Origin of the sequence: Pseudomonas sp. BGI-2 (assembly GCF_004310295.1) — a bacterium.
Lineage (GTDB): Bacteria > Pseudomonadota > Gammaproteobacteria > Pseudomonadales > Pseudomonadaceae > Aquipseudomonas.
In genome coordinates this window covers 1-13,528 of sequence record NZ_SISB01000049.1, presented here as the reverse complement: position 1 = coordinate 13,528, position 13,528 = coordinate 1, and the positions used below count along the sequence as shown (strand labels likewise).

The 13,528-nt window shown below is 58.9% G+C and carries 18 protein-coding genes; 4 read left to right on the top strand and 14 right to left on the bottom strand.

Annotation, left to right across the window (positions count from 1 at the left end; genetic code table 11):
- Window positions 1–61: 61 nt before the first annotated feature.
- Genes EYC95_RS25970 through EYC95_RS25950 form a run of 5 tightly spaced genes read right to left on the bottom strand, consistent with a single transcriptional unit; the run spans window position 62 to window position 5,426 of the window.
- A complete protein-coding gene (locus EYC95_RS25970) occupies window positions 62–613 on the bottom strand; it encodes a phage baseplate assembly protein V (protein WP_131062871.1) in 552 nt (183 codons plus the stop codon).
- 16 nt (window positions 614–629) lie between these two features.
- Window positions 630–1,742, bottom strand: coding sequence for a phage late control D family protein (locus tag EYC95_RS25965; protein ID WP_131062870.1), 1,113 nt, complete (start codon window positions 1,740–1,742; stop codon window positions 630–632).
- The gene (locus EYC95_RS25960) at window positions 1,730–1,936 is read right to left on the bottom strand and encodes a tail protein X (RefSeq protein ID WP_131062869.1); all 207 of its coding nucleotides are present in this window, start codon (window positions 1,934–1,936) and stop codon (window positions 1,730–1,732) included. The genes EYC95_RS25965 and EYC95_RS25960 overlap by 13 nt, the downstream gene beginning before the upstream one ends.
- Complete coding sequence (locus tag EYC95_RS25955; protein ID WP_131062868.1) at window positions 1,936–2,817, bottom strand: phage tail protein; 882 nt, start codon at window positions 2,815–2,817, stop codon at window positions 1,936–1,938. The genes EYC95_RS25960 and EYC95_RS25955 overlap by 1 nt, the downstream gene beginning before the upstream one ends.
- On the bottom strand, window positions 2,817–5,426 hold the full coding sequence (locus EYC95_RS25950; protein ID WP_131062867.1) for a phage tail tape measure protein: 2,610 nt from the start codon (window positions 5,424–5,426) through the stop codon (window positions 2,817–2,819). Before EYC95_RS25950 ends, EYC95_RS25955 begins: the two co-directional genes overlap by 1 nt.
- A 21-nt stretch (window positions 5,427–5,447) precedes the next feature.
- Here EYC95_RS25950 and EYC95_RS25945 point away from each other — a divergent pair, with 21 nt between their 5' ends.
- Window positions 5,448–5,708, top strand: coding sequence for a hypothetical protein (locus EYC95_RS25945; RefSeq protein WP_165557505.1), 261 nt, complete (start codon window positions 5,448–5,450; stop codon window positions 5,706–5,708).
- A 35-nt stretch (window positions 5,709–5,743) separates the two neighbouring features.
- Here EYC95_RS25945 and EYC95_RS25940 read toward each other — a convergent pair whose 3' ends face one another.
- Window positions 5,744–6,085: a phage tail assembly protein gene (locus EYC95_RS25940; RefSeq protein ID WP_131062865.1), complete on the bottom strand. Its 342-nt coding sequence runs from the start codon at window positions 6,083–6,085 to the stop codon at window positions 5,744–5,746.
- A 160-nt stretch (window positions 6,086–6,245) separates the two neighbouring features.
- Here EYC95_RS25940 and EYC95_RS25935 point away from each other — a divergent pair, with 160 nt between their 5' ends.
- Complete coding sequence (locus EYC95_RS25935; protein WP_131062864.1) at window positions 6,246–6,545, top strand: hypothetical protein; 300 nt, start codon at window positions 6,246–6,248, stop codon at window positions 6,543–6,545.
- A 43-nt stretch (window positions 6,546–6,588) separates the two neighbouring features.
- Here EYC95_RS25935 and EYC95_RS25930 read toward each other — a convergent pair whose 3' ends face one another.
- Genes EYC95_RS25930 through EYC95_RS25895 form a run of 8 tightly spaced genes read right to left on the bottom strand, consistent with a single transcriptional unit; the run spans window position 6,589 to window position 12,085 of the window.
- The gene (locus EYC95_RS25930; RefSeq protein ID WP_131062863.1) at window positions 6,589–7,113 is read right to left on the bottom strand and encodes a phage major tail tube protein; all 525 of its coding nucleotides are present in this window, start codon (window positions 7,111–7,113) and stop codon (window positions 6,589–6,591) included.
- Window positions 7,113–8,537, bottom strand: coding sequence for a phage tail sheath subtilisin-like domain-containing protein (locus tag EYC95_RS25925; protein WP_131062862.1), 1,425 nt, complete (start codon window positions 8,535–8,537; stop codon window positions 7,113–7,115). The genes EYC95_RS25930 and EYC95_RS25925 overlap by 1 nt, the downstream gene beginning before the upstream one ends.
- A gap of 4 nt (window positions 8,538–8,541) precedes the next feature.
- Window positions 8,542–8,775 carry a hypothetical protein gene (locus EYC95_RS25920; RefSeq protein WP_131062861.1) on the bottom strand — a complete coding sequence of 78 codons (234 nt, stop codon included), beginning with the start codon at window positions 8,773–8,775 and terminating at the stop codon, window positions 8,542–8,544.
- Window positions 8,766–9,260 (bottom strand): Gp37 family protein, encoded by a 495-nt coding sequence (locus EYC95_RS25915; protein WP_131062860.1) that lies wholly within the window; start codon window positions 9,258–9,260, stop codon window positions 8,766–8,768. The genes EYC95_RS25920 and EYC95_RS25915 overlap by 10 nt, the downstream gene beginning before the upstream one ends.
- A complete protein-coding gene (locus EYC95_RS25910; RefSeq protein ID WP_131062859.1) occupies window positions 9,260–9,691 on the bottom strand; it encodes a gp436 family protein in 432 nt (143 codons plus the stop codon). Before EYC95_RS25910 ends, EYC95_RS25915 begins: the two co-directional genes overlap by 1 nt.
- Before the next feature lie 3 nt (window positions 9,692–9,694).
- Complete coding sequence (locus EYC95_RS25905) at window positions 9,695–10,675, bottom strand: major capsid protein (RefSeq protein ID WP_131062858.1); 981 nt, start codon at window positions 10,673–10,675, stop codon at window positions 9,695–9,697.
- Between the two features lie 13 nt (window positions 10,676–10,688).
- Window positions 10,689–11,057: a head decoration protein gene (locus EYC95_RS25900; protein ID WP_131062857.1), complete on the bottom strand. Its 369-nt coding sequence runs from the start codon at window positions 11,055–11,057 to the stop codon at window positions 10,689–10,691.
- Window positions 11,058–11,065: 8 nt separating this feature from the next.
- Window positions 11,066–12,085, bottom strand: a complete 1,020-nt coding sequence (locus EYC95_RS25895; RefSeq protein WP_131062856.1) for a peptidase — start codon at window positions 12,083–12,085, stop codon at window positions 11,066–11,068.
- Window positions 12,086–12,254: 169 nt separating this feature from the next.
- On the opposite strand from EYC95_RS25895, the gene EYC95_RS25890 reads away from it, so the two are divergent.
- Together EYC95_RS25890 and EYC95_RS25885 are read left to right on the top strand one after the other, a co-directional pair.
- Window positions 12,255–12,506 (top strand): hypothetical protein, encoded by a 252-nt coding sequence (locus EYC95_RS25890; RefSeq protein ID WP_131062855.1) that lies wholly within the window; start codon window positions 12,255–12,257, stop codon window positions 12,504–12,506.
- Window positions 12,507–12,556: 50 nt separating this feature from the next.
- Window positions 12,557–13,411: an RES family NAD+ phosphorylase gene (locus EYC95_RS25885; protein ID WP_256657000.1), complete on the top strand. Its 855-nt coding sequence runs from the start codon at window positions 12,557–12,559 to the stop codon at window positions 13,409–13,411.
- Window positions 13,412–13,528 lie beyond the last annotated feature (117 nt).

The following is a 13,528-nucleotide window of genomic DNA, read 5'->3' as shown; positions in this document are numbered from 1 at the left end:
CGCCGGGCGGCGGCTTTTAATCGAGTTTAAAGAGGATCAAACAATGGTCGGTCATTGCGGGCTAGTGGGAGTGATGGTTTGAGTTGCCGCCAACATCCATGACAGATCCGGCGGCGTTGACGTTGCCGCCTACATCCAGATTGCCTGCAATCGCGAAATTGCCCGTCGCCTTGACGTCCGGGCTGTCCAGCGTCACCGAAGGCGCCTTAACCGTCACGGGCATACCGCATTGAACATCCAGATCCTTATCGCAGACGAGTTTGGTCTGCCCGACGCACACCAACGACATGACATGCTCGGACCGGTCGTAGGTGACCGTCGTCCCGTCACTGAAACGAACATAGTCCGTATCTTCGTCCGTGACCGGGGGCGGCTCTGCGGTTGAGTAGACGCCGCCGAGGTAGACGCCGCCGACGCCATCAGAGTCCAGCAATATCGCGACTTGCTCACCCAGTTCAGGCATTAAGGGGCGGCGCTTCGTGCCCTGACTATTACGCTGGGGGACGCTCAACCAGTAGCTTTCAACGCCGTCGCGATCATCCAGTCGGACACGTATTTGGCAAGTCATGTAATCAACGGCGCTGACTTCACCGTACTCCAGCTGGACGCCCATTATTTGCTCCCCATGGTCAAGCCACCGTTTCGTTTTGAATGCCGTAGGTCGAAAGCGCGAGATCTGGCTTGATCTTGTCCGCCGTCAGTCCGATTGAAGGCGCCGATACGCGGCAAGTTGAAGGCTCCACGGTGTAGCCGCCGCTCCTGGTCATTCGGTGCTGCGACGAGTTGATGAGGTAATTTCCGCCCAACATGCCGGCCGCGACCAGGGTCACGACGTTCCCGCTGAACAGGTTGGGCCGGCCCATGGACGACCAACTGCCGGTTGTCCTTTCGCGGTTCGCCTTCGCTAGCTCTGCTTTGGCCTTTGCCTTGGCCTCATCCTCGGACGCGCTGCGTTTGCGGCTCTTTTTGGTATCGCCGCTGGTGGTGCTTTTGCTCACGCTGCTGGGCACGGCAACTGTTTCGCCGTTCTCCATCTTGTAAGCCACCAACTTCTTTTTCGCGGGGTCTTTGTGCTTGACCTCTATGGCCTGCGGAATGTCCTTGATCTGATCTTGCAGACTGATTCGGCTCAGATCCCCGAGGGTAAAGCTGGCAACCGGAGCGGCTTTGACAAGTTCGCTGATCGCATGAAAGACCATTCGCGAACCCGTCACTTTGAAGGCGTAGTCGTACTCCCCGGCAAGATCGCGCAGAAACTCCAGATCGGTGTTTTGCTGAGTCAGCCGGTCGAGTTTGATCGGCTCGATGCTGCCGACAAGCTCCAGCCCTTGGCGTTCGGCGATCTGATTGGCGATTGCATCCAGCGTTGTGTTCTCGTAGGCCCGGTGTTCCGTTGTGCGCAGGGACGCTTTGATGCCCGTGGCCAGACCTTCTATGGTCACCGTGAAGGGCGGGCCGTTCAGCTCTACGCGGTCAATTTCAAAGCTACCAACCGCCCGTAGCGGCTGGCCCTCCCAGCCGATGGCCAGACTCAAAGAATCGCCGTGGCCGGGATACCAGGCGTCACGCCATTTGCCCTCGGAGTCCTCCAGTTCAACTGAAAGGCTGTCAGCCTGGCCCGTGAGAAAGTCCGTATACGTCAGCGAAAGCAGATGCGCGCTGACATTGCGGGTGATGTTGCGCTGTTGGTAGTTGAGGACAAAGCGCGCCTCGGGCACCTGAGTCGGGCTTATCGCATCCACGGCGGCAGGTCCTCTGCAGAGGGCGCTGGCTCAAGAACCGGGATGGCCAAGGTCAGACCGGCGGGCAGCTCGGCGGTGATTGGAACGTGAGGGTTTGCCTCAATAATCGGCGTGTAACGGTGAGCATCGCCGTAGTATTGCCAGGCTAATTGATCCCAGCGCTGGCCCTCGGTTGTAGTGTGCGGGATGAACATCATGCCCTCCGGGTAAGTACTTGTGCGGCCAAGCCCGAAAGCCTGGCGCTGGCGCCGCTCATCTTCGTAAACGCTTGGTCGAGCGAATCCTTGGAGGCGGAGAACCGTTCGACGATGTTGTCAAGGTCGACCGGGTTGAGGCTCGATCTGGCGCCCATAACGCCGCCCAGTACATCCTCGCCGAGGAGGGATAGATCGGCGCCATCCTTCAGCAAGCCGGCCATGTCTTTCAGCCCCTGCAGCGGCTCTATAGCCCGCGCAGTGACGCCCAGTAACTGGGGCACTTGGCCGAGGATCATCGAGGGGTTTCCGCTCTTGACGGTTTCGTACAGGTTCTGACCCGCCTTCAAAATGTTGCCCGCGGTTTTGGCGTGGCCCAGCACCATCTGCGTCGTACTGGGCGATGGCATCAAGCGCGAGAGCAGCCCAGGAGTGCCGGCGCCGGCTGCGGCCGTGCCGGTTACGGCCGGATCGAGCAGTCCCGGCCGGGCAACCTTGCGCGTGAAGGCGCCGGTGTACTCTTTCAGGCTGAGCTGAACCGTGGCGGCCTGCACCTGGCCTACGGCCGTTGCTCGGCGCGTCGTCTTGCCCATGTTGCAGATGACATAGGGGCCGAGGTACTCGCCGCTGCCCATGACAAAGGCCAAGGGTTCGTGCTTGCTCTTGGCAAGGCACAAGGCCCGAAGGCGTTCTTCGGGATCTCCGAGCAATGGGTGCAGTTCAATGGTGAGATTGCATTCATCCAGCCCCTCGCCAATCCATTCCAGTAGTGGCTTGCCTTGAATCCGCGCATGTTCCGCCCAGTCAGCCGTCCCGCTCTGTTCCATGCCGGTAATGCCGCCGGCAACGGTGAATTCGATGTCCCCCAAGATGGCAAACATTAAACGGTTACCTCATCCGAAGAGCCATAACTGAGGCGGCGTTTGTCGCGCATGTAGCGATCCATCATCCGCATAAATTCGGCGTAACTGGCCTGCAATCCCTGATTGATTTGATCCATGCCGGCGCCGGCCGGAACGGTGATTTGTGGGGAAAACGTAAAATTCACTTGGCCGCCGGTTCCACCAGAGCCGCCCAGTTGGCCGCCCCCGGCAGGCGCCATCATCCCGGCTCTGGAAACGTCCATTGGATTTGGCGGCGCCATGTCAACGCTGGTCTGTCCCGCCATGCCAAGCGCGGCGTCCCGCACAAGGCCCGCTTGGGAGCTGATGCCGATGGCGGCGCCTTCGCTGATGTTTGCGCCGTACCCGATGAATACCCGGCTTGGCGACTGGATGCCGAGTTTCTCGGTGAACCAGCCCTGAATGGATGAGCCGATGCCCAACACGCTTTCCTTCAGCGCGCCCGCCATGTTGGTGATGCCGTTGACCAGGCCGGTAACAATCATCCCGCCAAATTCGGAAAACTTGCCGGGTAGCTCAAACCCGAAGTAGTTCATCACAGCCGCGAAGGCCCGGTAGAACATCCCCACCGGGGAGAAGTTGAGCAGCGTTTGCGCAATGCCGGAGATGCCGCCGCTGAAGCCTTCTTTGATCTCGGCCCACAAGCCGCTGACAAAGGTCTTGATCGGGCCCCAGTAGCGGTAGATCAGGAACGCCGCGACAGCGATGCCGGTGATGGCCAGCCCGATCGGGTTCATCAACAGCGCCCGGCCGATCCACAAAACGGCCTGCCCAACAAGGCGTAAGCCCGTGAGTAGTTGGCCGCCCAGTGCTTTGCCCAACATCACGCCGCCACGGGCCAGCCATGCGGCGCCTCTGCCGGTCGCGGTAAGCGCCGTGCGAAGATCGTTCAGGGCGGCCCGGCCAAGCCAACTGGCGGCACGTCCTGCGGCGCGCATTCCTTGTGCGCCTTTGCCAAGGCCGTTGATCAACGGGGCAAACTTGCCGCCGTGCCACGCCGCCTGCAGGAGCGTCCACTTGGACGACAACGATGTCATGGCGGTCTTCATGGCCACCAATGGCGACAGCACCAGGTTGGCCCCGTAGGCCACGCCGATGAATGCCATCTTGCCAACCAGCAGGCCGCCGACCAGGCCAACGATCCCCTTGATCAATGCGGGGTTCTCGCCCGCCCAAGCGGAGAACGATTGCATCAGCGGAACAACCGCTCGGCTCACGTCCACGATTGCCGGCAACAAAGCGTTGCCGACTGAAATGCCGATGTCAGCCAGGTTGTTGCGTAGTTCCTTGAGCTGCTCTTTCGAGCTGCCCATACGCTTGGCCCAATCTTGATCGAGTACGCCTTTATCGGCCGCATCCTTGCTGCCTTCCTTGATGCCGCCGAGATCCTTCTGATTTGCCAGCGCCGGGCGCACGAAAGACAGCACCTGCTGGTCGGCAAACAGCTCGCCGAGCTTGTACGCCTCATCGAGCCGGCTCAGCGCCGTTTCACGCTCTTTCTGATCCTTGATATCCAGCGCTTTGCTATAGGCGGCGGCAGCGGCCGGCCCCTTGGTGCCGAGGTGCTTGGTCAGAATCTTGATCATGGCCTCGGCCGGCGAAAGCCCCTCACTGACCAGGTTCGTCATGCTGCTTTTAAGGTCGATCCCGGCCTTTTCAAACGCCTTGAGTGTCTCGGGCGCGGTGAGTTTAGAAAGGAAGTTCTTGAAGTTGTTGGCCGCCTCGTCGTTGGAACCGGCGCCCCGGCGGGCAATCTGCAGGGAGGCGCCAATCTCGGCAACGGCGCGCTCGCCAGTGATCCCCAGCGCGGCAAACTGGGGCGTCAGTTGGGGCAGCCATTTGGCCATGTCCGCAAGTTCGAACTGGCCGCTTTTGCCGGCAAACGCCAGCATGTTCATGGAGCGCTCAAGTCCGGCCGCGCCTATGCCGAGGTTGTCATTGAGCGCGATGGCCACCGATCCGAGATCGTCCATGCTTGCCCGCGTTGCGGTCGCAGTTTTGGCCATTACCGGGGCATAGGCTTCCAGTTCCTTGACGTTTGCAATACCGCCGGCAATCAAGACGGCGGTGCCCTTGGCCACATCGGTTTGGGTCTGGTTCCACTTTAGCGCGGCCCCGCGCATGACATCGCTCAGGCCTTTCTCCTGCGCCTCATCGAACCCGCCGGTAATGGCAATGTCACGGGTCTGGTCTTGGAATTCGATAGCCGTGCGCATCGACTGAACAATTGGGGCGCCAAGCGCTGCGCCTGTGCCGGCCACTTCCAGCGCCTGCCCGCGCAGTTCCCCGCGTTTGTTTTTTAGCGTTTCACCACGCGCAATGCTTGCGGTCAGGCGGTCTTGCTTGACCTTGAGTTGGTCAATTGAGCGGCCCACCAGGTCATATTGCCGGCGCAGCCGTTCAACGCCCGTTCCGCCCCGTGCAAGGGCGGCGGACAGTTCGGTGCCGATAAGTTTTTGCTTTGCGGTGAGGCCATCGGTGGCGCGGCCGAGTTGTTGTACGGTCGATTTGGCAGAGCCGAAAGCGGCGCTGAGACTGCCAGATACGGCGGCCCCGATCTTCAGTCCAACCAGTACTTCGTTAGCCATAAAGTTTGCTACGCTATGGGCATGTTTGAAAAAACCGCTCTACGCACCGCCAATACTCTGTATGCACTGGCCATCGGCGCCGGTGTGATCGGGCTCGCCTGGCTTTGCCTGGCTCACCTGCCGTTGTGGGCTGCGGTCGTCGTGTTCTGCATCGGCTTGCCATTGCTGGCTTCGGTAGCCGCCCCTATCGCAGCGGGCGGCGCTTGGTTGGCTGGCTTGGCGGTGGGTCTAGCCGCAATCATTGGCCGTTCAATCTATCGGCGAGTTCGATCCGCCGGTTGATCTCTTTGTGACACACGTCAACCCAAATCCAATACTCATCCATCGACAGCCGGCGAATCTCCGACGGCTGCATTCTCAGAATCAGCAACATCGCCGCGTCCCAGGACTGCAGCGATGTCTCCGCCGTCCGCCATTTCCCGAAACACCGCTGACAGAATTTTCGAGTCGGCAACATCCAAATCGCCTAGGTCTTCGATAGTCAGGCCGGTCATTTTCGCGAACAGGAAATCTTCCTGCGCGCCTTCGTCCTTGGGCGAGTAGCTGTGCGCGGCGGTAAGGTCTTTGCGCTTGAGGCGTTTGATAGGCAGCGACGCGAGATGCGTGCCCAAAGCGGATGTGAAAGGAAATTTGAGTGGGAAACTGAGTGGGTCGGCCATATTCGTTGCTCCAGAAAGGGTTGCTCTAAAAGAGTCCTGAGCATCGCATCCGGCAGTGGCGGTGACTATTAATCGGCTTTAAAGAGGCCTGCAAGCCTCAGAGAATTGCCCTAACATCATCCATTCAATGAGATATCTGAGCACCATGGAGAAGGCGAGTATGAGCGACAGTAAGCAGGAACAATTCAATGTGTTGACTCGACAAATTATCGAGCTTGTTATTAATGAGTGTCCCGTGCCGGTACAGATCACGGCTGAGACATTTGAGCTGCCGAAGGGTGAGTACCAGGCCAGCGGCATGATCGGATTCTATAAAAACACACCTCAAGAGGAGGTGCTGAAGTGCACGTTAAAGTGGCTGGAAGCTGAAAATTTTATTAGGGAAAAAGGTGGCTACTACGTCGCCACCCTTCAAACATTGAAGCTGTACAACTCGGTACCGGCAGCACTCACCGAGTAATAAAAAAGGCAGTCATCTCAACGTTGACTGCCTTTTTTTCTGCCTAAGCTTGACCGATATTCTGCCGATATTTCGACAACTGATCCTGCCCACCAACCTTGAAGATGTTGGCCAACCAATCCAGCAAGACGATTTCCTGCCCGTTCAGAACCTGACGCACATATGTTGCTGAGAACGGCGTTTCATACTTGGTCGGATCTCGCGGCTTGTGGCCCCCGAGTTGGTATTCCTTACCGGTGATGGTCATCGTAGTGACCAGCGGCAATTCCTCGACGAGGCCGGCACTGTTGAACACCTGGACGTTGTTGCGGCACTGTAACTGGACGCTCTTGAATGGCGTCACCAGTTTGCTGGCGGCCTCGTAGTACAGGCTGTTCCAGATGAATTTTCCCTCCAGTTTGTCGATGCCGTCCGGCAGTTCGATCAGGCCGACCATGCCCAACCCTTGAAAGTCGCTGGTCACTGTTTTGATAGATCCAAGATCGACCTCTTCCAGCTTGCCAAAGAAGCTGGCGCCATCGAGGTAGACGTTGGCGTTGGAAATGCGGTGAGCGCTGAAGCCAGACATTACTGTGCCCCCAGATTGACCAGGTATTCCCCGGTGATTTCGGTTTCAAAAGTGCCGCGTTCGAACGGCAGCGGAATGCCCAGCTTGTAACTGAACAGAACGTGACCTTGCTCCAACTCGGTCTGCGGGTTGCGGGCCGGGTCGTACCAGCATTCGCCGCCGAGCAACGCCTCATCGCCGATCAACTTTCGAATCAGCAGATTGACGCTTTCGGTAACGCTGGTGATCAGCGACGAGGTTATGGGCTGGTCAACGAACTGGAGCGAGCTGTAGCGGATCGACTCGTCGATGACATCCTTGGTGCGCCGGACGTTTTCGAAGTTGCGCATGTGGGTCACGGTTGGCCAGGCTGCCGTCCGGTTTCCCCACAGGCGTAGCCCGGTGCCGAAGGAGTTGAAGACGGTGGTGATGCCGTTTTCGTTGAGCAGGTTGACGTCGCTGGATGGGTCATCGATCCGCGCACTGAGCGGGCGCTCCAAACCGATAACGCCGATCAGCTCCTGGTTGGAGCTGCTCCACCAGTACCCCTTATCGTTATCAACCTTAGCCCGCAAGCCGGCGGCGCGGATCGACAAAGGCTGCAGGCGTTCGCCGTTGGTAGCCGCGTCGTAAACCTTCACATGCGGATAGCACAGCCGCACGCGGTCACTGCTGGTGTTGAAGTTGATATCGCCGGCCGGGCCGCGCCCCGCGATAACCTGTTGAACAGTGGTTCCGATTGGCGCGTCGATGTACGCGACGCCGCCCACTTGAATTGCCGAGGCGATCAGGTCGACGCTCACCGAGTTGAGGGTGCTGAATCCGGGAGAGATGAAGATTTTCCCGAAGAAGCCCAGCAAGTTGTAGCTGTCTTGAAACGCTTTCATGCCGGTGCGTTTTCCGGCAACGGTAACGCCGCCAATGATATCGGCCGGCGTGACCTTACTAGGGTCGGCGTAGGCGTAATCAGCTTTTACCGGCCCATTCGCTGGAATGACGCCGCTGGCTATGCGCTTCACGCGGCCGGTGAGCATGTCCACCGAGTAGTCCGAATCTTTGGCGTAGGTGTTCGTTCCTTCGGGGGATTTCAACACCAACGATTGCAGCGCGCCGTGCTCCAGCTGCAGCAGATCGTTGTCGTTGAACGTGCGCTCTTGCCCCGTCAGGCTGGTGCGGTGAACCGCCGGATTGAGGACGTTGACAACCAGCACTGTGCCGGCGCCGAAGTCGTAGATGCCTTCCAACGCTTCAGGGATGCTGAAGCCTGGCAGGTGGGAGCCGAACTGCGCGCCGTCGATTTCGTTCAGCGATAAGGTCAGCGTGTTCACCGGCCCGATAGGCGCGGTACCGACCAAGGCAATGACGGCCGACTTGACGACCTTGATCGGGCGAGCGCCACGCTCGACCTCAATAGTCTCGATGCCGTGCAAATAGTTAGCTGGCATGGGGTTACTCCTTTTCGACTTTTGGGGGCGCGGGAGTGGTCTTGGCGGCCCGCTTCGTTTCGGCTGGCAAAAGCTCCAGATGCTGGAGTTCCAACAGCACCAGCGTGTATTCATGTTCGGGCGGCAACTCGGCGGGCATGCCAGGCGAAAGTTGCACATCCAGCAGCTCGCGGCTTTCGCCAACCCGAAGGGTGGCGGCGCTTGGGGGGCCGTTGTAGAGATAACGGGTCAGTTCCATGAGGCGTCCTCAAATTGGGGAACGGTCAAAAGCGGCCCGCTTTCAGGAGCCGCAATTTGAAGTTGGGTGGAGCGAGTGGCGAAGTCCTGGGCGTACTGCCAAACGCCGTTCATGTGGCCAATGAAATGTTCGAAAATCGGGCGGCAAGCTTGGTCGCAGTGCGGCGCGTACCAACCCGTAAGGCAGGCACGAATGCGGTCGAGATAGCTGACAACGCCGTCCTTGCCGTTGAGCTGGCGGAAGACCAGCGTCAGCCGCAACGTCATGTTGCGGGCTTGAAAGATCGCGCCAGTGCTTTCCGATCCGCCGAAGGTCGATTTCCCGTAAGCCAGCAGAATTGATCCACGCGGGTGGTTGAGCCGGTATAGAGCTGGATTTTCGGGAAACAGCTCGACCATCAATTCGTCACTGAAGGCGCCGCGCAGACGCGCCAGCACCGCGTCCATCAGTTGCTCGGTTTGGGTTTTGAGTTCTACCTCGGTCATCAGTAGCGCTCCCATGTGTCCGCGCCGAACTGCTGCTTGCGCACGCGGACACGAACCTCGCCCGGCTCCGGCGCGGCGTGGCCCGTGGGCATGCCCAGAGTGACCACGCCGTCACGGATGCTCTCCAGCAGCTTGATGGTGTCCTTACGACTGTCCTTAACCGCATCGGGCAACGCGCCCTCTGGCCGGCGCTGATACAGCCAGTGCCGCGCCAGATACACCACTGCATCCCGCAGCACGGTCGGCACCGGATCGAGCGGCAGGTTGTAACGACCCCGAAGGTAGCCATCCACCAGCTCTTCCGCCTGCCGCACGCCGTCTTCGATCACGTTCTCATTGGGCAGCATGGCGGCCGGGTCATCGTTGGAGAGCTGAATCAGCGTCATCGCCGGGATGGCGTTGCCGATATCGGCGCGGTTGCAGTAGCGCATGGGTTAGCTCATCTTCAGTTCGACCAGGGCTTCCGGGAACAGGCACATGGCCAACGGGTTTGCCTGGGCTTCGACATCCCAGCCTTTGCCCAATTTGCGCTCCTCAGCCTTGCTGTAGAACGGCTGGCCAATGGTGTTGACGGTTTCGTTGTAGTTCGCCGGGGCGTTGAACATGCGGAACACGCCACGGGCCACCGGGAACACCTGGGCGATGTCGGCCGGAATGAAGCGCTGGCCGCTGACGGTGACGTCGTACTCGATGAACTCAATGCCGCCGAAGGTGAAGCCCGAGCGCACATCGCCGCCGAGTCGATCCTGCGCTTCCTGGTAGTTCGCAAATGCGGCTTTGACCTTTTCATGGTCAATCATCGAGTCGAACCAATCCGGCCCGCACAACGCACGGAAGCCTGTGACCATCACGCCGCCCAGTTTGGATTCGGAAAAGCGCTTGGCGTCGAGGCAGGCCTTGCGCACGTTGGTGCCGGCATTACTTAGCGCCACCGTGATTTTCTTCTGGCTGACTTCAAACTCTTTGAAGAGGTCAGTCAGGACTTCGCCGTCCGCATCCAGCAGCTTGCCGCGTAGTGCGCCCACTCGTTGGAATTCACGGGTGGCTTCGATACTGTTTTTCAGCTCCTGCAGGTTGTCGTTGATCACCGTCGCTACAGGCGCGGTGGTGTCTTCCTGGCCAAACGCGGCAACCCCCTGCAACTGGCTTGGCAAGATCGGTCGGTTGAGCGGCAGGTGCAGTGTTTCAAAGGTGCGGCGTTTACGTTTGCTGCCCTTGATTGGGGCCGGGTCATCATTACGCGATGTGTTGGGCACCAGCACCAGGCGGCCCTCGTGCTCGTCGATGATGACGCTGGTGCTGGTGACGCCTTTTTCATCAAACAACCCCATCGCGCCGACTTTTCCGGGGATGGCGGGAAGCTTGTTCACGGCGGCGGTGAGGTTGGCAACGCTGAACATGTCTTGCAGATTCATGGAGTACTCCAGATCAAAGGGCAGCGCGGGCAACGATGCCCAGGGCGTTGAGTTCGTCCAAGGCGGTGGCCTTCTGGGCTTCGGTGATGCCTCCCGGCCAAGCCAGTTCGGCGAGATCGACAACGGCGCCGCGAGAAACCACTACGCCCGTCTGGTCGCTGACTGTTGCGTCCACGGCTTCAATCAAAACCGCCGCCGTTTTTTTGGCCGCGCCAGTGCCGGCAAGATCGACCACCTGGTACTTGCCGGAGACTTTTGCCAACACCTGGCCGAACGCGTAATTCACCCCGCCCAGCAGGGTGACTTTGTCCTTCGTCCAGCCGGGGCAGACTTCGACCAGCAGCAAGTCGCCCGGATCTTTCGGTTGAGTAAACGTGGCCATGGGGCCTCCTATCGTTTGGAGCGGGCTTCAGCGTCGGCCAGCAATGGGTTGGTGGATTGGGGAATGGTCTTGCCGGCACGGGTCTTGGTGGCGACCTCCGCGAAGCTGACGCCGCCGGCCAGGTCGCTGAAGATCGCTTTCAGGCCGTCGCTCAACGGCTCGCGGTCGTCCTCTTCGCCGAACTCCAACGGCGTTACGCTGGAGTCGGCGTAGTCCAGTGCGGCAATCACTGCCGGGGCGTGAACCGGTTTCATGCCCGCCGCCACCAGTTTCTCGGCGAATTCGGCGTTCGCCGCGTGGATAGCGTCCTGCGCGGCGGTGCGGGCAGCCTTGTCGCGCTTGGCGATGTCGGCTTTAAGGCGCTTGTTCTCCGCCTCCAGGGCGGCGTTGTCTTGGTCGGGCATGCTGGTTACCTCAGTGGAACGGGTGGACTCGGAGAAAGCGGGCTGATCGCCCGGTTTGGGTTGTCGGGCGATTTCGGCGAGGCTGTCGATGGCCCACGACGGGGTCACCTGGTCGGCAATGTCCTTGTCGAATTTGCCAATGAGCCACTCGCGGAAACGGCGCCACATGTCAGAGCTGAGTTCGTGGCCGTAGTCGCCAAACTCGATAACGCCTTCTTCCCCGTCGGCCAGTTCAATGGTGCGAAGCCCTTTTACGGCCGGCGGTTGGGCGCCGAGGAAGCCGACATGGCGCAGGTAGTACACGCCGGGCACGGGGTTGTTGGCGGCGTCAGGCTCGTAGAAGGAGGCGGAAATTTTCTTGTAACTGCCTTTGGCCACCTGTTCGGCGAAAGCGGGGTCGACTTGTTGCGGCTCGGCGATCAGGCCTTGGGCTGTGGCTGTCAGCGACTTGACCCAGCCGGCGGCCGGGGCGTCATGCTTTGGGTGGCCGATGACCATGGGGGCTTCGTGCAATGCGGGGTCATATGCGTTCACCGTAGCGGTCAGATCGGACTCGCTGAAGTCGAAGCTGACGCCATTCATTGCGGTGTGACTGCCGGATTTGAAGATATGCAGTGGTTTCATGGCTGTACGCTGCGTGGAGGTGATGCGCACAGCCTGAGCCTATAGATGGCTCAGGACTTTTAATCGGGTTTAAAGAGTGTTTTTAGGTCAGGAGAATTTGAGTAGTATCTCCAGCGGTACAGCAATTACAAAGGGATTGTAATTTCTCCACTAGGCAAGGAGCCTGCCCATGAGTACGAAACCGACGGACACGTTTGCCGCTCTTAAATGGATGAACCATTCGCAGAAAGCGCGCTGGTATTGGTTGCTGCGAGCCATTGACGAAGCTGAAACGCAAAGACAAATGGATCAAGCCAAGTGCCTCGCCGAGGGCTACTTACTAGGCCTGTTTGATGCGCGTGTGTTTGATGAAGCAGAACGCGCAGCTCTGCATGAGGAAGCGTTGACACGAGAAAAGACTTCAACGCTTTTCGACGCATAGCGGCATAAATACGCTTGTTGGCCCGGCATTAAGGGCACATGGGGATGAAAATGGACGAGATATTCGAGCCGATCTGCAGCGAATGCATACATGATGACTTTCTCCGGGACCGAATTCTCCAGTTAGAAGCCAGAGCCGAATGCTTGAACTGCGGCAAGGAAAATTCATCGATTGAGCTGGACACATTAGTCAATGAGATAGCTCAGATTTTGATCGATACGGTGGAGATCGGAGACCTAGTAGATATTTGGGACATGGACAGGGATCGCATCAGCCACACCGAGCAACATGGTGACCCACTCAGCTATTTCATTGGGGAAATCCTTCGGGTAGAAGATGACGACGATCCAATCATCGAGTATGTCTTGGAGAGGCTGGTGAATCAGTCACCAGGCGATGAGGGTTTCTTCGACGCGGAAGCCTATACGAGAAAAAACCATCTTCCCTTTGAAGTGCAGGAAAACTGGATCGAGTTACGAAACGGACTCATGCATAAAAGCCGCTTCTTCAATCACAAAGCCAGAGAGTTCTTGGAGTGGTTGTTCGAGGGGATCGACTCTTATCATGTGGTTGGCTTCGGCCCCGGTGTTGTTCGGATGCTGAATCCAGTTGACTGTAAGCCGATCTTCCGCGCACGCGACTGCACTCCGCCGAAAGACTACAGTACGGATATTTTGGCCAACCCCAGTGGCCAACTAGCCGCGCCCCCAAAGGAGCTAGCGCCTGCGGGTCGCATGAGTCCGGCCGGGGTGCCGGTGTTCTATGGAGCTTTCGAACGTAGAACGTGCATTGCTGAACTCAGGCCACCGGTCGGGGGCAAAGTCATCAGCGGCCAATTCAGGCTCACCAGAGAGATACGGGTACTCGACTTCACCGCGCTGGAAGATGCTTACGAGAGGGTGTAATTAGTTTTGTGTAAACGGTCATTTGGCAGGAGACTGCCTACCCCAAGGAAATCCAATGACCGAGTCAAAACCCAAGCGAGCCAAACGAGTCAAGCCTGATCCTGAGCTGGTTAAACT

Coding starts and splice junctions, on each gene's coding strand:
- EYC95_RS25915 (WP_131062860.1), bottom strand. CDS start 9,260: ATGACCGAGGTAGAACTCAAAACCCAAACCGAGCAACTGATGGACGCG.
- EYC95_RS25900 (WP_131062857.1), bottom strand. CDS start 11,057: ATGGCCACGTTTACTCAACCGAAAGATCCGGGCGACTTGCTGCTGGTC.
- EYC95_RS25925 (WP_131062862.1), bottom strand. CDS start 8,537: ATGCCAGCTAACTATTTGCACGGCATCGAGACTATTGAGGTCGAGCGT.
- EYC95_RS25890 (WP_131062855.1), top strand. CDS start 12,255: ATGAGTACGAAACCGACGGACACGTTTGCCGCTCTTAAATGGATGAAC.
- EYC95_RS25905 (WP_131062858.1), bottom strand. CDS start 10,675: ATGAATCTGCAAGACATGTTCAGCGTTGCCAACCTCACCGCCGCCGTG.
- EYC95_RS25940 (WP_131062865.1), bottom strand. CDS start 6,085: ATGGCCGACCCACTCAGTTTCCCACTCAAATTTCCTTTCACATCCGCT.
- EYC95_RS25885 (WP_256657000.1), top strand. CDS start 12,557: ATGGACGAGATATTCGAGCCGATCTGCAGCGAATGCATACATGATGAC.
- EYC95_RS25895 (WP_131062856.1), bottom strand. CDS start 12,085: ATGAAACCACTGCATATCTTCAAATCCGGCAGTCACACCGCAATGAAT.
- EYC95_RS25960 (WP_131062869.1), bottom strand. CDS start 1,936: ATGTTCATCCCGCACACTACAACCGAGGGCCAGCGCTGGGATCAATTA.
- EYC95_RS25955 (WP_131062868.1), bottom strand. CDS start 2,817: ATGTTTGCCATCTTGGGGGACATCGAATTCACCGTTGCCGGCGGCATT.
- EYC95_RS25945 (WP_165557505.1), top strand. CDS start 5,448: ATGTTTGAAAAAACCGCTCTACGCACCGCCAATACTCTGTATGCACTG.
- EYC95_RS25920 (WP_131062861.1), bottom strand. CDS start 8,775: ATGGAACTGACCCGTTATCTCTACAACGGCCCCCCAAGCGCCGCCACC.
- EYC95_RS25930 (WP_131062863.1), bottom strand. CDS start 7,113: ATGTCTGGCTTCAGCGCTCACCGCATTTCCAACGCCAACGTCTACCTC.
- EYC95_RS25970 (WP_131062871.1), bottom strand. CDS start 613: ATGGGCGTCCAGCTGGAGTACGGTGAAGTCAGCGCCGTTGATTACATG.
- EYC95_RS25935 (WP_131062864.1), top strand. CDS start 6,246: ATGAGCGACAGTAAGCAGGAACAATTCAATGTGTTGACTCGACAAATT.
- EYC95_RS25950 (WP_131062867.1), bottom strand. CDS start 5,426: ATGGCTAACGAAGTACTGGTTGGACTGAAGATCGGGGCCGCCGTATCT.
- EYC95_RS25910 (WP_131062859.1), bottom strand. CDS start 9,691: ATGCGCTACTGCAACCGCGCCGATATCGGCAACGCCATCCCGGCGATG.